Below are 25,387 nucleotides of genomic sequence, written 5' to 3' on the forward strand. Positions count from 1 at the left end.
GTGACTGTAAATGGTGTGAACTATACTGCGGTGAATAATGGCAACGGTAGTTGGACCCTTGCAGACAATACACTTCCAGTGTTGGCTGACGGTCCACATACTGTGACTGTGACAGCAACCGACCCGGCAGGTAATGTAAGTACAACCAGTGCAGTCGTGACTGTAGATACTGCAGCAGCGAACCTGCTTGGTCCGATTACAGTACCGGATGACTTAAATGCTGACGGTATCATCAATGCATCAGAACTTGGCACAGACGGCAGCTTTAATGCCCGTGTAGCATTGGGTCCAGATGCAGCGGTAGGTACTGTTGTGAATGTTAACGGCACTGACTACACAGTGAGTGCAACTGACTTAAGCAATGGCTATATCACAGCAGCGATTCCTGTAACAGCAGATGGCCCAATTACCATTCATGCCCAAGCAGTGGATTCACAAGGTCATATCAGCAGCCCGACAGATGTCACTGTAACTGTAGATACTACAGCAGCGAACTTGCTTGGTTCGATTACAGTACCGGATGACTTAAATGCTGACGGTATCATCAATGCATCAGAACTTGGCACAGACGGTAGCTTCAATGCCCGTGTAGCATTGGGTCCAGATGCAGCGGTGGGTACTGTTGTGAATGTTAATGGCACTGACTATACAGTGAGTGCAACTGACCTTGGCAATGGCTATATCACAGCAGCGATTCCTGTAACAGCAGATGGCCCAATTATCATTCATGCACAAGCAGTGGATGCGCAGGGCAACATCAGCAGCCCAACAGATGTCACTGTAACTTTAGATACGACAGCGCCGACAGTTGCTTTAAGTGATGTAACCACAAATGACAGTACGCCTGAATTAACAGGTACAGTGAACGATCCAGCAGCGACTGTTGTCGTGACTGTAAATGGTGTGGACTATACTGCGGTGAACAATGGCAACGGTACCTGGACACTTGCAGACAATACACTTCCAGTGTTGGCTGACGGTCCGCATACTGTGACTGTGACAGCAACCGACCCTGCAGGTAATGTGGGCACAGGTAGCGCGGTCGTGACTGTAGATACTGCAGCAGCGAACTTGCTTGGTCCGATTACAGTACCGGATGACTTAAATGCTGATGGTATCATCAATGCAGCAGAACTTGGCACAGATGGCAGCTTTAATGCCCGTGTAGCGTTGGGTCCAGATGCAGTGGTCGGCACAGTCGTAAACGTTAACGGCACTGACTACACTGTCAATGCAACTGACTTGACGAATGGCTATATCACCGCAGCAATTCCTGTAACTGCAGATGGTCCAATCACCATCCATGCACAAGCAGTGGATTCACAAGGTCATATCAGCAGTCCAACAGATGTAATCGTGAATGTCGATACTGTTCCAGCGAACCTGCTTGGTCCGATTACAGTACCGGATGACTTAAATGCTGACAGTATCATCAATGCATCAGAACTTGGCACAGACGGCAGCTTTAATGCCCGTGTAGCATTGGGTCCAGATGCAGCGGTAGGTACTGTTGTGAATGTTAATGGCACTGACTACACAGTGAATGCAACTGACCTTGGCAATGGCTATATCACAGCAGCGATTCCTGTAACAGCAGATGGCCCGATCACTATCCATGCCCAAGCAGTGGATGCGCAAGGCAACATCAGTAGTCCAACAGATGTCACTGTAACTGTAGATACCACACCAGCTGATTTAATCACTGCGATTACAGTACCGGATGATTTAAACATTGACGGCATCATCAATGCATCAGAACTTGGTACAGACGGTAGCTTTAATGCCCGTGTAGGATTAGGTCCAGATGCAGCGGTGGGTACTGTTGTAAATGTTAATGGCACTAACTATACAGTCAATGCAACTGACTTAAGCAATGGTTATATCACTGCTGCGATCGCAGTAACTGCAGATGGCCCAGTGACTATCCATGCCCAAGCAGTAGATGCGCAAGGCAATATCGATAATGCTACTGATGTCACAGTAACTGTGGATACTACGCCACCAGACATTAATGCTGCTGCAATTGCGATTAATCCGATTACAGGTGATAACATCCTTAGTCCGGTTGAGACTGCAGGAACAGTAAATATTACTGGAACAGTGACTATTCCTGCTGATGCAACTGTTACCTCGGTTGTTGTTAACGTTAATGGCACGGATTACACGGCTGTAGTAGATCCGGCGAATGGAACATGGACAATAGGTGTACCTGGTAGCCAGCTTGTAGCTGATACTGATTTGACAGTTGATGCAAAAGCAACCTTTACGGATGCTGCTGGCAACAGTAGTAATTTGCAAGCTACACAAAGTTATACAATTGCAAGTTCTTCTATCATTGCATATGACAACTTTGATACAGCTGTTCTTGCTCCACAGCCATTACAAATCGCAAATGATGCGGCTCTTGGTAGTAAAACTTACTTGGCGCTTGTATCACTTGCTGGACTTAACTTACAGCTTGGTTCTGAAGCGGTTAACTTTAATGTAGCTGCCAACCAAGAAGGTAATGCGACATTTACCTACAGTGCTTTAATAGGGGTTAATGCTCTATCTGATTACTCATTAGTTGTACAAAAATTTGATACAGCTACTGGTCAATGGACTTCTATATATGGCGGTGGTCAAGCAGATATTCTTCACCTGACTTTATTAGGTTCTACACCAGGTGTTGTTATCGATGGGCTTGAGCAAGGACAATATCGTGCCTTTATGACTTATAACGGTCTGGCAGGTATTGGTTTACTAGGTACTTTAACAGGTACTATGGACATTTATGATACAACCCAAATCGGTGGTTTCTATACAGAAGCTGCAGATGGTAATGTGATCGTAGATGTTAACTCAAACGGTCAAGCTGATGTCGTAACTCCAAATACAGTTGTGAGTGAAGTTAATAACCAACCTGTTCTTGCTAATGGCACAATCATTAATGGTACATACGGTACATTGGTGATTAACCTTGATGGTTCATACACTTACACTCCAAATCAAAATGCTTCTGGAGTTGGACAGGTTGATCACTTTGTATATACGTTAAAAGATTCTGTAACTGGTGATGTAGCTCAAGCAGCTCTTAACATTCAGTTAAGTTCTGTCAAAGCTGCAGATAACTTGGCAGTTGCTGAAATTAATCCGGAATCTTTACTTGTTGCGAATGACGTAGCACTTGGTAGTGCAAGTTATGTAGCTGCAGTATCGTTAGCAGGTCTAGATTTACAGCTCCTTGGTAAACCAACAGTTGCATTCAATGTGGATGCTGACCGTCAAGGTACTGCGACATTTACATTCAGTGGTTTACTCAACGCTGGTGTATTGAATGATTATTCGATTGTTGTTCAAAAATATGATGCTGCAACAGGACAATGGGTATCTATTGGCGGAAATAACCCACAAGTGACTTTAGTTAGTCTATCTCTAATAGGAGGTACTCCAACAGCAGTCATTGAAGGGCTAGATCCAGGACAATATCGTGCATTTATGGGCTACAGTGGTCTACTAGGTGTGGGTATTGGTGGTACATTGACAGGTACAATGGATGTGTATAACCCATATGTTGTATCTGGATATTCAGTTGATCCGATCTCTGGTAACGTCATCAAAGATGCTGGTATTAATGGTGCAGTAGATGCTGCAAGTAATAATGCAGTGATCTCAGCAGTGAATGGAAATGCCGTTAACGCAACGGGTACAACTACAATCACTGGTACTTACGGTACGTTAGTGATTGATCAACATGGTAATTATACCTATACACCAAATGCAGATGGTCTAAACCTTGGTAAAGTTGATCAGTTCTCGTATACGTTACTAGACCCAGCAACAGGTAATACATCTCAAGCTGTCTTGTATGTCCACTTGGATAGTAACAAGGTTGCTATGACTTGGAATGCAGCAGATCCATCTCAGCCTGCAGTAATTACAGGTCATGTTCCAGTTGATGCAATGGATAACGTTGCTTCAGCAGCAATTGACATGGTTTACCCAACTACACAACAAGTTCTTAGTAACGCGATTAGTTATAACTGGTTGTTAGGAGTTGGCGGAGTCGTTATTGGCTCTAAACAAGGTACAGCAACCTTTAATGTAGCTGAAGGACATGTGTCTGAAGCTATCATCTCGGTTAACTTTGGTTCAGTAGCTACAGTTGTTGATGGTTTACATGTGGTATTAACACGAGTAAATCCAGACGGTACTCGTACAGTAATTGCAGATAGCGCGAATACTGGAGTGCTTGATCTATTAGGTATCTTTGGCTCTGAAGTGAAATTCAAAGTTGATAATTTAGGTTCTGGTAGCTATGAGCTATTTATGGAAAGCAATACGCTTCTAACAGCTCTAGGTAGCGTTACAGCAAGTATTACTTTGAATAATGGTGATATTACGCAAGTACCTAACTTGGTTGTAACTCCGGTTACAGGCAATGTTCTTTCAGACGACAACTCGGCTGTATATGGACCAAACTATACGCCAGACTATATTACGACTACGACAGTTGTGACTTCTGTCACTTCTGAAACTGGTAATACGCAGGCTGTAAATGTAGGTTCATCAACAGTTATTGTGGGTGCTTATGGTTCCTTAACGATTAATGCTGATGGTACTTATAGTTATCAAGCTACAGCGAACACACAAAATATAGGAAAAGTTGATAGCTTTACCTATACAGTGACAGACCCTGTAACTGGTAGAACAGACACAGCAACATTGCATATCCAAATTGGTTCTCCAGATGTGAATATCACTTGGAATAATGTTAACCCTGGTGCAGATGCGGTAATACCGTTACCTGTAGCAAATGCTGATACTAATCATGCAACTGTTAGTATGAAACAAGTGACTGATGCAGTTGTTGATGTACCAAGTGGTAACGTATCGCTTAGTACATTACCTCCAGTTTTAAGTAGTACAGTGACATCGAACCAATTTGTTGTTGCAGCTAATACTGTTACTGATGTACATGTTCAGTTGAACTATTTAGCATCTTTAAGCCTGTCTGTTTTACCAACGACTGGATATAAGATCCAACAATTTGTTGGGGGAGCGTGGGTTGATACAGTTTACTCAGGTTCTGCGACCGCTTTGGCAGGTATTTTAGGTGCACCAGCATACTCAGCTGATGTATCTCATTTATCTGCTGGTACTTATCGAGTGGTATTTAGCTTATCTAGCTTACTTCCAATTGGTAATATGTCACTTGATTCAGTTGTAACGACCAAAACAACCCATCTAGATACTTATACACCTGATGGTCAGTCTGATTGGATTCACGGCAATATCTTGTTAGGCGATACAACTGGTGGAGTTGCAGATACTTCGGCTGCTTCTCAACTATATGTTGAAGTTACACCAGGAAATTACCAAATTGCTGCTGGTCAGGCGATCAATACTGGCGAAGGTACGTTGTATCTCTACCATGATGGTTCGTACTACTATAAAGCTCTTGATACTGCGGCAAATGCTACGATTGATACGATTAACTACAAACTCGTATCGGTGACTGGTGCAGAGTCAACTAGCACATTAACGATCAACTTAAGTCAAGAGTTGAATAGCCTAGCTGTAAGTACAGGAGCAAATGATACATTTACGCTTGGAAATGGCTCGGATACCTTGATTTACAACACGTTGACTGCTGCTAGTGTGAATAGCCCAACAGGTGGTAACACAACTGCTGGTGGTGTAGATAGATGGACTGATTTCCATGTAGGTAATACAGCAACTGATAGTCAAGCTGATAAGATCGATATTAGTAACTTGTTACTTACTCATCCAAACAGTTTAACCATTGGTCAGTATGTATCTGTAAGCTATGACGCTGCCACACAAAACGCCACCATTAGTGTAGACCGTGATGGCTTAGGTTTAACTTATTCAAGTACGCAATTGTTGACGATTCATTTGGATCAAGCTAGAACATCATTAACGCTTAATGATCTTCTTAACAACGGTCAAATTATCTATTAATAGATAATTAACCAAATAAAAAAGAGAACCCTAGGGTTCTCTTTTTTATGTTTAAACAATACGTTAACTGAGCTTTTAAAGAGTTCATGCTATGATGTATTGAAAATTTTATAGAACAACAAATAACGAATAGGGACTTAATTCGAGTGTCGGTATTTCTAGACTTTAAAAGACAACTTAAGCTTTGGTTGGAACATTTCGTTCAGCATGTTTCAGACTTTCCGGAAAAAACAATTTTGTTTATATCATTTGGTCCTAAAGATCAAAGATGTAGTGTCTGGCATACCGAAAAAACAGCTTTTTCACAAGCAACTATACAGTTATTCGATTTTATTAATAGACAGTTTTCTCCAGATCAACTTCCAGACTATATAAAAATTGATGTTGCCTACAACCTAGAAAAACAAAGTTGGAGTCAAATAGAACAACTTGTTCATCATCAATTTCATAATAATCATTACCGCAGAGGAATTGCATTTGATGAAGCATGTTCGGTAATTTTTCTTGAGCAAGAGATATATGGCAAAGCAATTATTCGAGGTTTGAGTTATGACAAACCTAACTTTTTTGATGAAACCAATCTCAACTATGCAATTAAGCAAAAATATAACGCTCCTAAACCACAAATTAGACTACAAGAGCTGCAAGACATTTGGACTTTCGATACCTATGCAACTTTTTATGAAAATGGACAGTTTATTAATTTAGCAAGCCGTTATGATGCAAATGGTATTAGAGGTATTGCGACCAATAAGAAGCTGCATTTTAGAGAGCTCATTGAGAAAAATGCAGCGTTTTTGCACAGCCAGATTCAAGAAAATGGCAAATTCATTTATGGCTATTTTCCTGCTTATGATCGTGATATACGGAACTATAATACGGTACGTCACTGTACTTCGCTTTATGCACTATTAGAAACTTTCGAATTACAAGATAAACCTGAGTACTGGCCTAAAATTATTGCAGCAATTCAATACGCTCTTACTACTTTCTATAAAGAAAAAGACTCTACAACTGCTTTTATGATTGATGGTAAAGAAGGGGAGTTTGAAATTAAATTAGGTGCAAACGCAGCAGCTATTTTAATGTTAACGAAATATCAGGAAATTACTCAAAAAACAGATTATTTAAAATATGCAGAGAAACTTGCAAATGGTATTTTAAAATTAGTTGATTCAGATGGATTAACTACTCATGTATTAAATTATCCAGACTATGATTTAAAAGAAAAGTTTAGAATCATTTATTATGATGGAGAAGCAGCATTAGCTTTACTCAGGTTGTATCAAATAAATCAGGATAAAAGATTATTAGACGCTGTTAAATTAATGTTTGAAAATTTTATTTATAAAAGATATGAAAAATATCATGATCATTGGTTAAGTTACTGTACCAATGAGCTTACAAAAATATGTCCTGAAGAAAAATATTTTATTTTTGGTTTAAATAATTATTTAAAACATTTTATTTTTATTCGAAATAGAAAAACAACGTATGCAACTTTGTTAGAAATGCTAATGGCTGCTTATAAAATGGTAAATCGTTTAAAAGAGCAAGGCCATCAAAAACTTTTTGAACAAGCTTATATGCACGAATTAAAAAAACTGATTACATTTCGGGCTGAGTTTCAAACCACAGGTTTTTTCTATCCGGAAATAGCGATGTACATGGCGCGTCCAGATAAAATATTAAATGCTTTTTATGTACGACATGATCGTTTTAGAGTAAGAATTGATGATCAGGAACATAACTTGTCTGGCTACATTGCTTACGTAAAAGATTTCGAAGGAGAGGAGATATGACTGATCCTCTATTTGAAATTAAGCTGCTAGCCTCTCTTGATCATGCTCAATTTGAAGAGGCAATTTGGACATTTGAAATTGATGGAGACATTTCTACTTTATTATTGATTGATTATGCATTAGAACAATTCCATCAAAAAAAAGTTCAAGCTGATAAAGTCTATCGGGTTTCTGAACAAAAAAATAAGAAAATTGGTGAACAATATTTGGGCTTGGAAAAAAATGAATCTTATACATTTGCCCAGATTTTACAATTCGTAATTTTTACTCAGGCAAATGATGTTAAAGATGCCTTAAGCAATATACTGTTTGATTCCGTTGAGCAAGCTCAATTGATCTTGTCTAAGAGAGCGGAAAACTACAAATTAACTTTAAAAGCGCCTAATCAATTAAAAAATCTATTTTTGTTGGCAAAAAATATTTATAGCTATCCAGCCGAGCTAAAGAACCTTTTCTTTATCAAAACACTTTTTTTTAAAAATAAAGTATATCAACCGATTACACCTTTGCTTGCTCATCCAGTACTCACCTCGGTTTTATATCTCTCACATACCTTTAGACAGATTTATATCACTTATTCTGAACAGAATCAGAGCATTGGAATTTTCTCTTTTTTAGATGTTATTCACCGTCTTGAGCATTTGGTTCCGTACTACCATTTTTTTCAAGAAAAGTATGTCGAGGCAAAAAAATGTTCTTCTCAAACAGGCATTATCAATATTCTGGGAGATACCTATTTCGGTGAAATGTATACTGAAAAGCGTAAGTCTAGAGGACAAACAGATGCTTTACAGCAGTATGGATATCACTATTCATTTGAAAAAATACAGCTATTTTTAGGTAAAAATGACATAAACATAGCTAACTTTGAAGCAGTCTTTTCTTTAGAAAACCAATCGCCGTTAAAAGATAAAAAGCCATTCATTCTAAAAGCCGACGCTAAAAAAACATTAGAAGAGTTTAAGAGCATTCATTTGAATTATTTGATGTTGGCGAACAATCATCTGAAGGATTATGGTGATGAAGGAGTAGCCCATACATTACAACAGTTGGATCAGGCGAGTATTGCTTATATTGGCGCTGGACTGAACCAAAAAGATGCTCACAATTACTTTGAAATAGCTTTTGAAGCTAAGCACTATGCGATTTTTAATGGTTATTGGCATAGAGTCAGTGCTTATCTAGACTATGATTTCTATGCACTAGGGGCAAGAAGTGGAGTAGCTTGTTTAAATGGTGTTTTACTTGAACAAATAATGCGTTATAAGCAGAATCATCCAGAGCGCAAAATTATTGTTATTTGTCATTGGGGTATCGACTTTAAGCCTATTACAAAAGACCAAACTAAACTCGCGACTATTCTTACTCAAGCAGGAGCTGATCTTATAGTTGGTCATGGCGCTCATACTATTCAGCCAATCCAGATCATCAATCAAAAGCCTGTTGTGTTTGGTATTGGTAATGCTGTGTTTAATAGTGATGGAGAATATGAACAGCAAAATGCTTTGCCATTTGGTTGTATAGCCAAACTCGATTTGGCAAATGACTTACTTCGTCTTTATCCAATTTATACGGATAACTTAAAAACTTTTTGGCAGCCGTATCCAGTAGATATTGAAGATTTCTCAAAGGCCAGTACTTATATGACATCTTTACTGACCCATGAGAATTACATGGCATCCCAAGATAACTTGGGGAGATATGTTGAAATTAAATTTTAAGAATATTGTTTATAAGTTGATAAGATGGTTTGAAGCTGTGTTTGAGTAAACCCCAAATTTCTTAAGCCGCCACTGCCTAATTTACACTCAGCACTGGCCATAATATTGGTGGGGGTGGTTTTAGTTGCATTAGGTACACATACATGTTTTAAGCCGAAAGCATGGCCCATTTCATGAATACTACCCGCTTGAATATTGTAATTTAATCGATTCCAGTCTAATAAAATAAAGGGTTTTCCATTATTACGGAATGTACGACTAGTAACATCATCAAATTCTAAGTTTTTTGAATACGCATCGTATATAAAGACTATGACCTCTTTATGTGCTGTTCGTTTAGGAAAGCATGCATTCACACTTGCAGGGATCGAGCCTATAGAAATAGGACGAGCTTGGTTTATTTCATTACCAAGTTCGCAATGCATTTTTGAAAAATCTTGGTAAGAAATATAACGGTTTAATTTGAAATTAAAGATTTTATTGCCTTGGTCATCTAAATAATATTTATTTAAGATGCGGACTTCTTTTCGCATTTGTGTAAGGTTATCAAAGCGTGCAGCAGAAGGATTGTCTGTAGTAAAAACGAAAGTAATTGGAACTACAGGTCTATTATTGGCAGGTTCCTCTGATAAATCTGGCGTTTGTAGAGGAGGGCGGGTCGTACAAGAAACACACAGAAGTGTCCCTGTAATCATCAGTAAGGTTTTTTTCATATTCATCGCAATGTCTCTGCATATTCTTTTAAAGAGATTTAAAGTAAATTTTTATATGATATGAACGATGTCAATTTTTATGGATTCCACTTTGACAACTCAGTATGAACTACATCGACAGATTTTAGAAGTGATTGCTCTAATTCCATATGGAAAAGTAGCAACTTACGGACAAATAGCACGTATGGCAGGGTTACCCAAACACGCCAGATTAGTAGGTTATGTTCTTAAGCATCTTGATGCAGATCATCAAGTTCCTTGGTACCGTGTTATTAACTCACAAGGTAAAATTAGCCTAAGTAAGTTTAATGAAAAAGGTGAAAATGTTCAGCAGTTAAAGCTTGAAGCTGAAGGAGTCTATTTGTTGAATGGCAAAGTGAACTTAAAGCAGTTCGCATGGCAACCTTAAAATTATTAATAGAGAACAAATACAAATGCAGAATTATAAATGGCAGAGTCTAGCCATATTACTACTAGGTTTAACAGTGCAATCGAGTTTTGCAGAGCAGGCTATTTCAGCTCAACCTTTTATAAATGTGAAAGTCTCATCACAAGATATACATTCGATTTGTCAGCAGTTAAGTCATAAATGTAGCGATGAAGCTAAGCTATGGAAAGTCAAAAACACACAAGATCAGACTTATTATTTAATAGATGAAACTCCACAAATTGCTGAAGTTAAAAAGCAAAATAATCAATATACGGTGTTGAATCAGTGGAATTTTAAAAATTATGAACATAGTAATAAAGAGCCACATTCTGATGATTTAGGCCCTAATGGACTCAAAATCTTTCCAGCACTATATCCACTCAATAAAAATGAGCATGCAATAGCAGTGCTAAACACATGGTTTACTGGTTATTCTGGAGGAGGACGCTTTGAGGAAAACGCTGATTTTATTGAGCTTAAGTCTAAAGGGCAGTATCAAGTTGCCTTAAAAGATATTAATTTTTCTTCGAGTAAAATGATTCGGGCATGTTTTTCAGAACGAGAGTATAAGAAGTCACAGCATTGCCATGATGAAACATGGATGACATTAAATATTAGGTTTAAAGATATCGGTCAATCTTACTATTTATGGCAGTTAAATTATAAAAATTATTCTTGGGATGCTTTTAAAAGTAAAAAAACAATAACGGTTGAGCAATCAAGAGAAGACGTTATTCCTTTTAAAAAATAGGTGCCTATCTGGCCGAATTGAGCCAGACAGGCATTTTTTAGCGAACAATTAAAACAGGAATATGGCTTTCACCTAAAACTTTTTGTGCAACACTTCCTAATACAAGTTTTCGTACGCCTGTACGGCCATGAGAGCCCATTATAATTAAGTCAGCATTAAGCTCTTGTGCAGCTTGAATAATTTCTTCATGCACAACGAAACCTTCAAGTAATTTGGTTTCTACGCTAAGACCTTCTTGTAAAAACTGTTGTTTGGCTTGTTCTAAAATATCAAGTAAGTATGTTCTAGTCCGCTCAATTAGTTCATTGGTTTGACCAGTCTTTACATAAAGATCTGCAATAATTGGATCAAGTGCCATGACCTGTATGATAGTAATTTTACTATTTAATGCTTTGCCAAGTTTGATCGCTTCTTTCATAGCGACCATAGATGTTTCAGAACCGTCAATTGGTACAAGAATATGTTGGTATAACATGAGAATGTTCCTTATTGTAATGATGCTTATTTATTCAATACTTTATACTTCTTTTCTTACGATTTAAATTCGGCCACGTAATCATTTGTGATTTTTTAAACAAGAAAAACTTGAGAATATATTTTACTTATCTCTTAAATTTTCAATATGGATTGTTAAAGCGTCAATATCATCAGTTTGCAAATATTCACGCATTTTTAAAACTTGTTTTTCATCTAAATCATAAAGTTTTAAAGCAAGTAGTTTGTCGATTTGTTCTTGAGGAAAACGGTATTTAATAACTTTTGCCGGAACTCCACCTACAATTGCATAGGGTGGGACGTCTTTTGTTACGACGGCTCCAGTTGCAATAACAGCACCTTCACCGATTTTTACACCTTGCATAATCATGGCACGGCTTCCAATCCAACAACCATCTGCAATGATGGTGTCGCCAGCTGCTAAAAAACTGCGGGTATCAAAAGGGAAAGTCGAAATCCAGTCTGGTCTATGAAGCTGATTACCACCCATCATAATCACACACTCAGCGCCAAAACATACAAAATTACCAATATAAAGCTGATCGATTGGTTTATCGGGAGTAGATGGTTTGTCGTGTAAATAGCGTACGACACAGCGTTCAAAACCTTGATCCCAGTAGGCTGAGTAGTAAGAATAATTACCTTTAATATGGATATTCGGATTTTTTACAGTTTTGGAAATAAATTCAAATTCGCACCAATGGCGGACAGGGGAGCTAATTAACTTTTCAGCCATAAGGAAGATATAAAAAAGGGAATAAGTCATTATACCGAATTGCGATTCAAGCTGAACCAATAATCTCAGTTCAGCTAGTGAATCGAATACTAAAGCACGTACTAATTTGTCTTCATTACTTATGAGGAATACGTGCAATGACTTTAATTTCAAAATCAAAACCCGCTAACCAAGTTACGCCAACAGCTGTCCAGTTGGGATAATGCTTTTGTGTAAAGATTTGATTTTTAACCTTCATAATACTTTCAAACTGCCGTTCGGGATCCGTATGAAAGGTAGTGACATCAATAATATCATCGAAAGTGCAACCTGCTGCTTTTAATGTCTCTTCTAAGTTTTTAAAAGCTTGTGTTACCTGTTTTTCAAAATCAGGTACAGGCGAGCCATCTTCCAGGCTACCAACCTGCCCTGAAACAAAGAGTAAATCTTTCGATTGAATTGCGGCTGAATAGCCATGCTGTTCATATAAGGCATGACGATTTTGGGGAAATATTGCAGTTCTCATCAGGTTTGTTCTCCTTCAGTATTTAATTTCTAATCAATAAATGTCGGTTAATTTTCACATACGCTTCGTATGTAAACTTAATTGACATACGAGGCGTATGTCAATTAATATTTTTTGTGATGATTAGCTGGTGAAATATATGTCTGTTCGTGAAAGAAAAATGGCGGAAACCCGCAAAAAACTAATTGAAGTAGCACGTCATGCATTTGCGGAATATGGCTATACCGATACTTCAATGGATAAACTCACGGCCGAGGCAGGATTGACTCGTGGGGCGCTTTATCATCATTTTGGCGATAAGCGTGGTTTATTTGCAGCAGTTGTAGAACAAATTGATTCACAGATGGCCGAATATGCTCAGCAGCATCGAGAGCAGTTTGATGATCTTTGGGAAGGATTACTAGTTGAAGGGCAGACTTATATTCAAAATGCTTTGAAGCCTGAATTTCAGCGTATTGTGCTACGTGATGGCCCTGCAGTGTTGGGTGATCCGGCGCATTGGCCAAGTCAAAATAGATGTTTGCAGTCTACTCGTGAGTGCGTTGAACAGCTTTTGATAGAGGAACGAATTAAAATTGTAGATCCAGAAGCAGCAGCAGTGCTTTTAAATGGTGCTGCCATGAATGCAGCCTTATGGGTGGCTTCTAGTGAATATCCTGAACAGGTACTTCCTGAAGCATTAAATGCTTTTCAAATCTTTGCATCAGGTTTTTTAAAAGACGCATAGTGAATTTTTTACTATTTGTCTTAAATGTAAAAACCCCTCAATTGAGGGGTCTTATAGCCTAAGTATATCTAATTAAAAATTAAAGATATTCTACACTTACAACTTCGTATTCAACTTCGCCTTGAGGAGTGGTAATTTTTACTTCATCACCTTCATTTTTACCCAAAAGGCCACGTGCAATTGGTGAATTTACTGAAATTTTATTGATTTTAAAATCAGCCTCATCATCACCAACAATCTTATAAGTCTTACGTTCTTCAGTATCAAGGTTTTCAATCGTTACCGTAACACCGAATACAACACGACCGTTTTGTTCTAAGTCTTTAACATCGATGACTTGTGCAGCACCCAATTTCCCTTCGATATCTTGGATACGGCCTTCACAGAAACCTTGCTGTTCACGAGCAGCATGATATTCTGCGTTTTCTTTTAAGTCCCCATGTTCACGTGCTTCAGCAATCGCTTGAGTAATACGTGGACGTTCAACAGATTTCAGATGTTGTAATTCTTTCTCTAAGGCGATTTTACCTTCAGGGGTCATTGGATAACGTTGCATTTCGGTCCCTCTTAAGTTGAGAAAACACAGTTAAAAAAATGAAAAAATCCCGCCACCGATAAGGTGGCGGGACTTATCGGAAAAAAATTAACCTACAGTTAAATCTTGCAAGCGGTATACATCCATTGGCAATTTCACAGCAAAGGCTTGGCAAACTGCTTCTGCACCATTGATAGTCGTTGTGTAATAAACTTTGCCTTGGAGGGCAGCACGACGAATCATTGCAGAATCATATTGAGCTTGTTTGCCTTCAGTAGTGTTGACAATAAGGTGTATTTCACCATTTTTCAAGCGGTCAACAATATGTGGACGTCCTTCAGTTACTTTATTTACAGATTCACATTCCAAACCTGCTTCTTTAAGTACTTTATACGTTCCACCTGTTGCTACCAGTTTGAAGCCATAAGCTACGAACTTTTTAGCGATATCAGCAATATATTTCTTATCAGATTCACGAACAGATAAGAAAGCAATTTTTTCTTCGCCTTCAGTTGGTAGACCAGGTAAACGATCATTCGAACCTAAAACGGCTTTATAGAACGCTTCGCCAAATGTCTTACCAACGCCCATTACTTCACCTGTAGATTTCATCTCAGGCCCAAGCATTGGGTCTACGCCTTGGAACTTAGCAAATGGGAAAACAGCTTCCTTCACAGCAAAGTGAGTTGGAATGATTTCTTCAGTAAAGCCTTGAGATTCAAGTGATTGCCCCGCCATACAACGAGCAGCTACTTTTGCTAGAGATTCACCAATACATTTCGATACGAACGGAACAGTACGTGATGCACGTGGGTTTACTTCAAGAACGTAAATATCGTCGCCTTTAACTGCGAACTGAACGTTCATCAAACCAACTACACCAAGTTCTTTCGCCATAGCAACGGTTTGACGACGCATTTCATCCTGTACTTCTTTAGAAAGAGAGTAAGGAGGGATAGAACATGCAGAGTCACCAGAGTGAATACCAGCTTGTTCGATGTGCTGCATGATACCGCCGATTACGACATCTTTACCGTCAGATACGCAGTCAACGTCAACTTCAGTTGCATCATCAAGGAAGTGATCAAGAAGAACAGGCGCTTCATTAGAAGCCTGTACTGCTTCACGAAGATATCGTTTAAGTTCATCTTCGTTATATACGATTTCCATTGCACGGCCACCTAATACATAAGATGGACGAACAACTAACGGATAACCAACTTTCGCAGCTTCAGAGATACCTTCTTCAGCAGATTTTACGATGCTGTTGTTTGGTTGGCGAAGCTGTAAACGTTGAATCATTTGTTGGAAACGTTCACGGTCTTCCGCGCGGTCAATGGCATCTGGAGAAGTACCGATAATAGGAGTACCAGCTTCTTCTAAAGCACGTGCTAATTTAAGTGGAGTCTGGCCACCGTATTGTACAATTACGCCTTTTGGCTTCTCAGTACGTACGATTTCAAGAACATCTTCAAGTGTTACAGGTTCGAAGTATAAACGGTCAGATGTGTCATAGTCGGTAGAAACAGTTTCAGGGTTACAGTTCACCATGATTGTTTCATAACCGTCTTCACGCATTGCTAAAGCAGCGTGTACACAGCAGTAGTCAAATTCGATACCTTGACCAATACGGTTTGGACCACCACCAATTACCATGATCTTGTCACGGTTTGATGGATTTGCTTCGCACTCTTCATCGTAAGTTGAATACATATATGCTGTACCAGATTCAAACTCTGCAGCACATGTATCAACACGTTTGTAAACTGGATAAACACCCAAGTTCCAACGTTGCTTACGGAATTGCTTTTGAGAAATACCCATAAGGTTCGCAATACGAAGGTCAGATAAACCTTTACGTTTGAACGAACGGATATTTTCAGCAGTTAGATCACCAAAACCTAAAGTTTTTACTTGAGCTTCTGTCTTAACGATATCTTGAATTTGGATCAAGAACCAACGGTCAATCTTAGTTGCTTCAAATACGTCATCTAAAGAAAAGCCATGACGGAATGCATCTGCTACGTACCAAATACGCTCAGGACCCGGAACTTTAAGCTCTTTTAAAATGGTTTCTTTTACGTTTGTTGCACCAGCTTCGATTTTTTCATCAAAACCGCTTACACCAACTTCAAGACCACGTAATGCTTTTTGTACAGATTCTTGGAAGTTACGACCGATTGCCATGACTTCACCAACAGATTTCATCTGAGTGGTTAATACAGGTTCTGCTTGTGGGAATTTCTCGAAGTTAAAACGAGGAATCTTCGTTACAACATAGTCGATTGATGGTTCAAAGCTTGCTGGAGTTACGCCGCCAGTGATGTCATTTTTCAATTCATCAAGGGTATAACCAACAGCTAGTTTCGCAGCAATTTTTGCAATCGGGAAACCAGTTGCTTTAGAAGCAAGAGCAGACGAACGAGATACACGAGGGTTCATCTCGATCACAACCATACGGCCGTCTTTCGGGTTAATACCGAACTGAACGTTAGAACCACCTGTCTCAACACCAATTTCACGAAGAACCGCAACTGAAGCATTACGCATCAATTGGTATTCTTTGTCAGTTAATGTTTGAGCTGGTGCTACAGTGATTGAGTCACCTGTGTGAACACCCATTGGGTCAAAGTTTTCGATCGCACATACGATAATACAGTTGTCGTTTTTGTCACGAACAACTTCCATTTCGTATTCTTTCCAGCCAATTAAAGATTCATCAATCAATAACTGGTGAGTAGGAGAGAGGTCGAAACCGCGTTCACAAATTTCAAGGAATTCTTCACGGTTATATGCAATACCACCGCCTGAACCACCCATTGTAAATGATGGACGGATAATTACTGGGAAACCAAAGCGAGATTGGATTTCCAATGCTTCTTCCATGGTTTCAGCAATAGCAGCTTTTGGACACTCTAAACCGATTTTGCGCATAGCGATGTCGAAGAGTTTACGGTCTTCGGCTTTTTCAATCGCTTCTTTCGTTGCACCAATAAGTTCTACGTTGTATTTCGCTAATACGCCATTTTCATCAAGTGCAAGCGCACAGTTCAGTGCAGTTTGTCCGCCCATAGTTGGAAGGACCGCATCTGGACGTTCTTTTTCAATGATTTGAGCAACAGTTTGCCAAGTAATTGGCTCAATGTAAGTTGCATCAGCCATTGAAGGGTCAGTCATAATGGTCGCTGGGTTAGAGTTAACCAAAATAACACGGTAACCTTCTTCACGAAGCGCTTTACATGCTTGAGCACCAGAGTAGTCAAACTCACAAGCCTGACCGATAACAATTGGACCAGCACCAATAATTAAGATGCTTTTAATATCCGTACGTTTAGGCATTATTCGCTCCTTAATTACTGTTTAGATGCTTCGATAAGTTCGATGAAGTGATCGAACAATGGGGCACAATCATGTGGACCAGGGCTTGCTTCAGGATGACCTTGGAAGCTGAAAGCTGGTTTGTCAGTACGATGGATACCTTGTAAGGTGCCATCGAACAATGATTTATGCGTTGCTTTTAAGTTAGCCGGTAATGTCTCTGCATCTACAGCAAAACCATGGTTTTGAGAGGTGATCATCACTGTACCATCTTCAAGATTTTGTACAGGATGATTCGCACCGTGGTGACCATGATTCATTTTTACAGTTTTTGCACCAGAAGCGAGTGCCAAGATTTGGTGTCCTAAACAGATACCAAATACAGGTAATGTTGTGGTTTCAACAATAGTTTTTACAGCTTCGATAGCGTAATCACAAGCAGCTGGGTCGCCAGGGCCGTTTGAAAGGAATACGCCATCTGGATTAAGTGCTAATACTTTTTCAGCCGGAGTTTCAGCAGGAACAACAGTGAGTTTGCAACCGCGGTCTGCAAGCATACGCAAGATGTTGGTTTTGACACCATAATCGTATGCAACCACGTGGTATTTTAACTCAGGTTGAGTAAAGCCTTTACCTAATACCCACGAACCTTCAGACCATTCAAAGCCTGTTGGATCACAGCACTCTTTTGCAAGGTCTAAACCATTTAAACCACCAAAAGCGCGAGCTTTAGCAATCGCTTCTTCTTCAGTAATATTTTCGCCGGCAAGGATGCAACCATTTTGTGCACCTTTATCACGTAAAATACGAGTAAGTTTACGTGTGTCAATATCAGCAATTGCGACAACATTGTGTGCTTGCAGATATTCACTTAATGATTGCTCAGAACGGAAGTTGCTGTGTAATAGTGGAAGGTCACGAATAATTAAACCATTCGCCCATACTTTATGGATACGACCAGATTCAACGTCTTCTTCGTTGCAACCAGTGTTACCAATATGAGGGTAAGTTAATGTCACAATTTGTTGTGCATAACTTGGGTCAGTCAAAATTTCTTGATAGCCTGTCATGGCTGTGTTAAAAACGACTTCTCCAGTCGTACTTCCCGTTGCGCCGATTGACGTTCCTTTAAAGATCGTTCCATCTGCGAGGGCTAAAATGGCGGGGGGGCTCAAACCAAAGCTCCTGAATTTCGGCTGTAAAAAAGCGAGTAGACCTAAAAAAGATAGGCAATGTTCTAAAAAAACATGCCCCTCCCTATCGGTCTGCCCGCTTGTAACTTAACAGCGCATTATACGCATGGAACCCTAAAAAGTCTATTTATTTTCGATTAAAAAATATAATTCCTTGCTTGCTTTTTGCAAAAAAACTCATCCGCTTGTCTGAAATTGATACTTTTAGCAAATTGTCTAACAATCTGGTGGCTGAAATAAGCCAATTCCACTTATTGTAATGCTAGCTAAAAAATAAACAATATGAGGAAATAGCATGAGCAATAATCAAGTTTCAAAAGATATAGCTGAGAATGCTTCGTCTGTAGCAGAGACGGTTAAAGCCGAAGTAACTGAAGCAAAAGAAGCTGTAGCGAAAACAACAACTCGAGCTAAAAAAGCAGTGAGTACAAAAGCAACACAGGTAAAAGAAGTTGTAGCTGAAAAAACAGAACAGGTGAAAGAAGTCGCTCATGAAGCAACTTCGCAAGTTAAAGAAGCTATTGCAGAAACTCAAGAACAAGTTAAAGCTGTAATTACCGAGACTGAAGAAAAAATTGAGGCTGAAACTCAAGAATTGAATCAGAATATTCAAAACCAGTTTGCTCAGATTAAACAAGATATTTTACAACGTCTTGATGTGATTAAAGCTCAGTTCAATACTTCTCAAGAAGGACTAAATGAACTGAAAAATACATTAAAAGCTGAAATTAATGCATTAATTGAAGATTTAACGAAAGTGACTAAAGAACTTAAGGGTGACATTAGTCAAATTTCTTTAAAACATAAAGATTCTTTAAGTGAGAGTTTAAAGCGCACAAAAAATAATGCGGTTGAGGCTTGGAACAAAGCAAGAGATCACTAAGAATTGAAGATTAAAATTCAATAAAAAAGCGAGAATTAATTTCTCGCTTTTTTATTTTTTTAAAACTGATGCAGCCAATCACGTTTATTGTGAAAATCAGCATTCTTGCCACTATGCTGCATTGCATAGTACTGCATACCATCTTTTGTTTTTAAAACAGCAGTTAAACCTAAATAAAGGTTTGCCCATTTCAAACGGTGCTGTTGCATAAACTGACCTAAATCAAGACTTACATTTAAACCATAATGGGTACGCTTGAGATGATTTAGTTCGATATCGTAAGCAACGAGGGGAGGCATGCTTTCCGGATATCGATATTCTTCAAACTGGTAGGTCTGCCATGCTTGAGAAGGGGAAAGGTTAATTTCCCGGTAGAAATCTTCATCATGCACGCCGATAAAAATTTCAAAACAAGTCTCTTCCCACAAAAAATCTTGACGAGGATGAGCCGCGACTTCTTGGGGCCAGATAATAAGTTGGTTTGGATCACGAATCCAAAAACCCACATTTAATGTATGCGGGGCTTGCTGTTCAATTGCGCCAACAACAGAAACAGCATGAAAACGATCAAAAGCTGAAAGTTCGTAACTTGCCATAAGTAGTCAATAAGTTAGTTTGCTAAGTGAGCGTGACGAACGAGGTTAGATAAGTGTTGGTTTTGCTTAGCTGCTTTTTTGTAGAGTAAAACGATTTTACCGATTTTCTGCACAGCTTCAGCGCCAGTTGCTTCTACAATTGCATCAATTACAGCTGCACGAGCTTCACGGTCTTCACCAGCAATTTTTACTTTGATGAGTTCATGATCATTTAAAGCACGAAGCGTTTCTTCGATTACAGCATCTGTTAAGCCTTGTCCACCAATCATGACAACCGGATTAAGCACGTGACCAATTTGACGTAAACGTTTACGTTCATGAATAGATAAAGCGGCCATTAAAAATACCTGATTTTAAAAACGACTTAGTATAGCAAAAAACTTAAAATCAAATGTACGAAAAACTGTATAAATAATCGATCAACATTATTGGAAAAAAACTGTAAAAGTTATTGAGATTACGTTACATCCGTACTGTAATGAGAGTAATTTTCACGTACAATGAGCAATCAGAAGTTTTTTTGATATTTAGTGAGTTATGGCAACACGCATCACAAACCAAAAATTGTCTAAAAGTAGTCGTGCGTGGATGAGGGAACATCTAGACGATCCTTTTGTAAAAAAAGCACAAAAGGAAGGATATCGTGCACGAGCAGCCTATAAACTTCTTGAAATTCAAGAAAAATATAAGTTGATCAAGCCAGGCATGACAGTGGTTGATTTGGGAGCAGCTCCTGGGAGTTGGTCGCAAATTGCTGGGAAACTTGTTGGTAGCAAGGGTTTAGTTATTGCTTCCGATATTTTACCTATGGATGCTTTGCCGGATGTCACTTTCTTACAAGGCGACTTCAGAGAAGAAGCTGTATTTGAAAAATTGTTAAATATTTTAAACGGAAGACAAGTAGACATTGTAATTTCTGATATGGCCCCCAATACATCAGGTAATAGGGCTGTTGATCAACCTCGACAGATTTACTTGTGTGAACTTGCTTTAGACTTTGCTCAGAAAGTCTTGGGTCCAAATGGACAGTTTGTTGTTAAAGTGTTCCAAGGCGCAGGATTTGATGAGTTTCGTAAACAAGTCGTTGATAGTTTTGATGTGTTAAAAACAGCAAAACCAGCAGCTTCTCGGGCACGATCTAAAGAAGTTTTTTTGGTTGGACAAGGGCGTAAGAAAGCATTGCAATAAAGTTTACTTGCCAAGCTCCTAAAAATTGTGCATTTTGTATCTTTTAGGTTATCCGCAAGCAAGACAATTGCTGTTTTTAAGACGATCGGCCAAGATTGGGCATGATCAAATTAGATCGATATGGGAATAAAGCTTTGAGCGATTACTTCAAGAATGCCGTATTGTGGCTAATAATACTGGGTGTTCTGATTTTAATTTTCAGTAATATCAGTGACCGCAATAAGCCTACTGCAATGAAATATTCAGATTTTGTTGCAGCGGTGAATGCTGGCCAAATTAAGCAAGTCACGATTGACGGTTTAAATATTAGTGGTGAAAAAACTAACGGATCTCAGTTTGAAACTGTTCGTCCGCAAGTTGAAGACACTGAACTTATGCCAAGCTTAAACAAGCAAAATGTTGTTGTAGAGGGCACAGCACCACAACGTCAAGGCATTTTGATGCAACTTCTCATTGCTAGTTTCCCTGTACTGTTAATCATTCTGTTATTCATGTTCTTTATGCGTAACATGGGTGGTGGTGCAGGCGGTAAAAATGGTCCGATGAGTTTTGGTAAATCGAAAGCGAAAATGCTTTCAGAAGACCAAATCAAAGTGACTTTTGCTGACGTTGCTGGTTGTGATGAAGCGAAACAAGAAGTTGTGGAAATTGTAGATTTCTTAAAAGATCCTGCAAAATTCAAACGCTTGGGCGCTACGATTCCACGTGGTGTACTTATGGTTGGTCCTCCAGGTACTGGTAAAACGTTATTAGCCAAAGCAATTGCTGGTGAAGCAAAAGTTCCATTCTTTAGCATTTCTGGTTCTGACTTTGTTGAAATGTTTGTGGGTGTGGGTGCGTCCCGTGTCCGTGACATGTTTGAACAAGCAAAACGTCATGCACCATGTATCATTTTTATCGATGAGATTGATGCAGTAGGCCGTCACCGTGGTTCGGGTACAGGTGGTGGACATGATGAGCGTGAGCAAACCTTGAACCAAATGCTCGTAGAGATGGATGGTTTTGAAGGTAATGAAGGCGTAATCGTTATTGCTGCGACTAACCGTGTTGACGTATTGGATAAAGCATTATTACGTCCAGGACGTTTCGACCGTCAAGTTATGGTTGGTTTACCTGACATCCGTGGTCGTGAACAAATACTGAATGTGCATTTGAAAAAATTGCCTTCAGTTACTGGTGTAGATGTTAAAGTTTTATCTCGTGGTACCCCTGGTTTCTCTGGTGCTCAGCTGGCAAACCTTGTAAATGAAGCTGCTTTGTTTGCTGCTCGCCGTAATAAGAACACTGTCGATATGCATGATTTTGAAGATGCAAAAGACAAGATCTATATGGGTCCTGAACGTAAATCAATGGTTTTACGTGAAGAAGAGCGTCGTGCAACTGCTTACCATGAAGCTGGACATGCAATTGTTGCTGAGATTTTACCGGGTACTGACCCTGTGCATAAGGTAACAATTATGCCGCGTGGTTGGGCTTTAGGTGTAACTTGGCAGTTACCTGAACAAGATCAGATTAGCCACTATAAAGACAAAATGTTGAATGAAATTGCAATTTTGTTTGGTGGACGTATTGCTGAAGAAGTTTTCATTCAGCAACAATCGACTGGTGCTTCAAATGACTTCGAACGTGCTACAAAAATGGCTCGTGCGATGGTAACGAAGTACGGTATGTCTGACAAAATGGGTGTTATGGTTTACGAAGATGAAAACCAAAATGGATTCTTCGGTAACGTAGGTAGCCGTACAATTTCTGAAGCTACTCAACAGCAAGTTGATCAGGAAGTACGCCGTATTTTAGATGAACAGTATAAAGTTGCTCGTGATATCTTGGAAAATAATAAAGATATCGCACATGCAATGGTTAAAGCTTTGATGGAATGGGAAACCATTGATCGTGATCAAATCCGTGACATCATGGAAGGTCGTGAGCCTCAACCACCTAAAGTTTATATTGCTGAAAATCCGGTATCTGCGTTTGAACCACCAAAAGATGGTCCATCTACTCCACCGCCATTACCAGCAATGAATTAAGTTGATTAATAAAAAAGCCACAATCATGTGGCTTTTTTATTTGTCTTAAATTTCGATAAAGCTGAAAGAATTCGACAGCATGTAAAGCATACTTGTTAAAATAGCCGTTGATTTTGAACCGGAGCTTTTTATGCAGTTAATTTCTTTACCTAAGCAGATTTTACAGTGTGGACAGCTTCAATTAGATTTATCTCAGCCTCATGTCATGGGTATCTTAAATGTTACCCCTGATTCTTTCAGTGATGGTGGTAAACATAACCAATTAGACCAAGCGGTTGATCATGCACTGAGTATGATTGAGCAAGGTGCGACTATTATTGATATTGGAGGAGAATCTACAAGACCTGGTGCTTCAGAAGTTGCAGTAGAAGAAGAAGTGCGACGTGTGGTACCTGTTGTGGAAGCTTTATCTCATCATAATATTATTTTATCGATCGACACGAGCCAGCCGGAAGTTATTCGCGCAGCAAAAGCAGCAGGCGCACATATCTGGAATGATGTTCGCGCCTTAACACGTCCCAATGCTTTAAAAACTGCTGTAGAGCTAGATATCCCTGTGGTGATCATGCATATGCGTGGTGAGCCAACTACAATGAATCAGTTGGATCAATACGCTGATGTAACATTAGATGTAATGCAAGAATTGCAACAACGTATTGATGAGGCTTTGGCTGTTGGGGTAAAAAAGCACAACATTATTGTTGACCCTGGATTTGGTTTTGCAAAAAATGCTCAGCAAAATTTAAAACTATTAAAAGAATTTTGGAAACTTAATGAATTGGGCTATCCAATTTTATCTGGTCTTTCTCGTAAACGGTTTATCGGAGAAGCTTTAAAAGGTGCTGCCGCTGATCAACGTGCTGTCGGAAGTGTTACTGGGCATTTGCTTAGTATTCAACAAGGAGCATCCATTGTCAGAGCACATGATGTAAAAGCAATGCATGACGCTATCTCGGTTTGGCAAGCTATGCAACAAGCTTGAAATTCCCTTGTATAAATAGACTAGGGTATGGGTGTCTTAAATAAAGTGGATGAGTGAGTCGGGTAAAAATCTCGTGATTTTTGTGAAAATATGTTATAAGCGGCAAGTTTTTGCTGTTGTGTAATCTTTTGTATGTTCGAAGACCTACTTCTCCCGATGTTTGATGATGAATATTATCCAGATATTTTGGTCGCTGAACTTAAGCAGCTTATTGAACAATTTGCTAAAAAAGTTCAAAAACCTGCTTTAGCTGATCAAGATGTTTATCGATATGCTCATCAGACTGTAAGTGAAATTAATGAAATGAAACCGCAGTTTGAAGATCTAGATTCATCGCTTGATGATAGTGCTGCTGATTATATTGCGGAGGCAATGATGATGGTGGTGCAAGATGCAGGATTTTTAGATCTTGAAATGGAAGAGCTGGTTATGAATCGAGAGTGGTAATTACTCTCGATTTTCAAAGCTTTCAAGTGCATCTAATAAATGACATGAAGACCCTAAATGAACTTCATCTATTTTCTCAACTTCCAATATTAAATTTCCATTCTGCTGTACTTTGACATCTGCTAATAAGCTTACCCAATATTTTTTCTCTTTCTGCTGTAATGCTTTTAATTGAGTAATCACATCTTGAGAAGCTTCAATTAAATAGTCATCTTGAGTGATAGAGCAGCGTATAAAATGCCAATATTTATTTTTAAATAGGATAGTGCCGTTAAAAATATCTCCAGCATTTGTAGAAGGTATAAAGAGTAGAGAGGATATAAATATTAATATTCTTATCATGGGATCATTTTCATTAGGCATAAAAAAAC

Annotated in this window: 20 protein-coding genes and 1 pseudogene; 11 read left to right on the forward strand and 10 right to left on the reverse strand. The window is 38.9% G+C overall.

Annotated elements, in window-relative coordinates; translation table 11 throughout:
• From J576_RS00005 to J576_RS00015, 3 genes are all read left to right on the forward strand, one after another.
• On the forward strand, positions 1-5,964 hold a 5,964-nt coding region (locus tag J576_RS00005), incomplete at its 5' end, for a BapA/Bap/LapF family large adhesin (RefSeq protein ID WP_147520472.1).
• A gap of 146 nt (positions 5,965-6,110) precedes the next feature.
• Positions 6,111-7,766: a glycoside hydrolase family protein gene (locus tag J576_RS00010; RefSeq protein WP_002048500.1), complete on the forward strand. Its 1,656-nt coding sequence runs from the start codon at positions 6,111-6,113 to the stop codon at positions 7,764-7,766.
• Entirely contained in the window at positions 7,763-9,487 is a 1,725-nt protein-coding gene (locus J576_RS00015; protein ID WP_033855444.1) for a CapA family protein, read from the forward strand. The genes J576_RS00010 and J576_RS00015 overlap by 4 nt, the downstream gene beginning before the upstream one ends.
• On the opposite strand, the gene J576_RS00020 is transcribed toward J576_RS00015, so the two are convergent.
• A complete protein-coding gene (locus J576_RS00020) occupies positions 9,484-10,200 on the reverse strand; it encodes a zinc metalloprotease (RefSeq protein ID WP_025467685.1) in 717 nt (238 codons plus the stop codon). The genes J576_RS00015 and J576_RS00020 overlap by 4 nt on opposite strands.
• 79 nt (positions 10,201-10,279) lie before the next feature.
• On the opposite strand from J576_RS00020, the gene J576_RS00025 reads away from it, so the two are divergent.
• The gene (locus tag J576_RS00025) at positions 10,280-10,609 is read left to right on the forward strand and encodes an MGMT family protein (protein WP_080660891.1); all 330 of its coding nucleotides are present in this window, start codon (positions 10,280-10,282) and stop codon (positions 10,607-10,609) included.
• Between the two features lie 25 nt (positions 10,610-10,634).
• Positions 10,635-11,381 (forward strand): hypothetical protein, encoded by a 747-nt coding sequence (locus J576_RS00030; protein WP_004707334.1) that lies wholly within the window; start codon positions 10,635-10,637, stop codon positions 11,379-11,381.
• A 37-nt stretch (positions 11,382-11,418) separates the two neighbouring features.
• On the opposite strand, the gene J576_RS00035 is transcribed toward J576_RS00030, so the two are convergent.
• From J576_RS00035 to J576_RS00045, 3 genes are all read right to left on the reverse strand, one after another.
• Positions 11,419-11,856 (reverse strand): universal stress protein, encoded by a 438-nt coding sequence (locus tag J576_RS00035; RefSeq protein WP_002048591.1) that lies wholly within the window; start codon positions 11,854-11,856, stop codon positions 11,419-11,421.
• A 123-nt stretch (positions 11,857-11,979) separates the two neighbouring features.
• Positions 11,980-12,612, reverse strand: coding sequence for a CatB-related O-acetyltransferase (locus tag J576_RS00040; protein ID WP_002048504.1), 633 nt, complete (start codon positions 12,610-12,612; stop codon positions 11,980-11,982).
• Positions 12,613-12,727: 115 nt separating this feature from the next.
• Positions 12,728-13,117, reverse strand: coding sequence for a RidA family protein (locus J576_RS00045; RefSeq protein ID WP_081404054.1), 390 nt, complete (start codon positions 13,115-13,117; stop codon positions 12,728-12,730).
• A 139-nt stretch (positions 13,118-13,256) separates the two neighbouring features.
• On the opposite strand from J576_RS00045, the pseudogene J576_RS00050 reads away from it, so the two are divergent.
• Positions 13,257-13,854, forward strand: a pseudogene (locus tag J576_RS00050) (TetR/AcrR family transcriptional regulator); the annotation flags it as partial.
• A gap of 69 nt (positions 13,855-13,923) precedes the next feature.
• On the opposite strand, the gene greA reads toward J576_RS00050, so the two are convergent.
• From greA to carA, 3 genes are all read right to left on the reverse strand, one after another.
• Complete coding sequence (greA, locus tag J576_RS00055; protein ID WP_002048557.1) at positions 13,924-14,400, reverse strand: transcription elongation factor GreA; 477 nt, start codon at positions 14,398-14,400, stop codon at positions 13,924-13,926.
• An 87-nt stretch (positions 14,401-14,487) separates the two neighbouring features.
• Complete coding sequence (gene carB, locus J576_RS00060; RefSeq protein WP_002048602.1) at positions 14,488-17,718, reverse strand: carbamoyl-phosphate synthase large subunit; 3,231 nt, start codon at positions 17,716-17,718, stop codon at positions 14,488-14,490.
• A gap of 14 nt (positions 17,719-17,732) precedes the next feature.
• Positions 17,733-18,872, reverse strand: coding sequence for a glutamine-hydrolyzing carbamoyl-phosphate synthase small subunit (gene carA / locus J576_RS00065; RefSeq protein WP_031950607.1), 1,140 nt, complete (start codon positions 18,870-18,872; stop codon positions 17,733-17,735).
• Between the two features lie 313 nt (positions 18,873-19,185).
• On the opposite strand from carA, the gene J576_RS00075 reads away from it, so the two are divergent.
• Positions 19,186-19,773, forward strand: coding sequence for a flagellar basal body-associated protein FliL (locus tag J576_RS00075; protein WP_002048572.1), 588 nt, complete (start codon positions 19,186-19,188; stop codon positions 19,771-19,773).
• A 59-nt stretch (positions 19,774-19,832) separates the two neighbouring features.
• Here the strand turns inward: J576_RS00075 and J576_RS00080 are convergent, their stop codons facing one another.
• Positions 19,833-20,369: a DOMON-like domain-containing protein gene (locus J576_RS00080; protein WP_002048508.1), complete on the reverse strand. Its 537-nt coding sequence runs from the start codon at positions 20,367-20,369 to the stop codon at positions 19,833-19,835.
• 14 nt (positions 20,370-20,383) lie between these two features.
• A complete protein-coding gene (gene yhbY, locus J576_RS00085) occupies positions 20,384-20,707 on the reverse strand; it encodes a ribosome assembly RNA-binding protein YhbY (RefSeq protein ID WP_000729551.1) in 324 nt (107 codons plus the stop codon).
• A gap of 199 nt (positions 20,708-20,906) precedes the next feature.
• Here yhbY and rlmE point away from each other — a divergent pair, with 199 nt between their 5' ends.
• The 4 genes from rlmE (at position 20,907) to J576_RS00105 (ending at position 25,016) form a co-directional block, all read left to right on the forward strand.
• A complete protein-coding gene (gene rlmE, locus J576_RS00090) occupies positions 20,907-21,557 on the forward strand; it encodes a 23S rRNA (uridine(2552)-2'-O)-methyltransferase RlmE (RefSeq protein ID WP_000235573.1) in 651 nt (216 codons plus the stop codon).
• Positions 21,558-21,691: 134 nt separating this feature from the next.
• Positions 21,692-23,587 (forward strand): ATP-dependent zinc metalloprotease FtsH, encoded by a 1,896-nt coding sequence (gene ftsH, locus J576_RS00095; protein WP_001286662.1) that lies wholly within the window; start codon positions 21,692-21,694, stop codon positions 23,585-23,587.
• Between the two features lie 130 nt (positions 23,588-23,717).
• The gene (gene folP, locus J576_RS00100; protein WP_002048603.1) at positions 23,718-24,569 is read left to right on the forward strand and encodes a dihydropteroate synthase; all 852 of its coding nucleotides are present in this window, start codon (positions 23,718-23,720) and stop codon (positions 24,567-24,569) included.
• A gap of 132 nt (positions 24,570-24,701) precedes the next feature.
• Entirely contained in the window at positions 24,702-25,016 is a 315-nt protein-coding gene (locus J576_RS00105) for a DUF5713 family protein (RefSeq protein WP_016804968.1), read from the forward strand.
• Here the strand turns inward: J576_RS00105 and J576_RS00110 are convergent, their stop codons facing one another.
• Positions 25,017-25,358, reverse strand: a complete 342-nt coding sequence (locus tag J576_RS00110; protein WP_002048533.1) for a hypothetical protein — start codon at positions 25,356-25,358, stop codon at positions 25,017-25,019.
• Between the last annotated feature and the right edge of the window lie 29 nt (positions 25,359-25,387).

The organism is Acinetobacter sp. 766875 (assembly GCF_000582055.1).
GTDB classification, from domain to species: Bacteria; Pseudomonadota; Gammaproteobacteria; order Pseudomonadales; family Moraxellaceae; genus Acinetobacter; species Acinetobacter nosocomialis.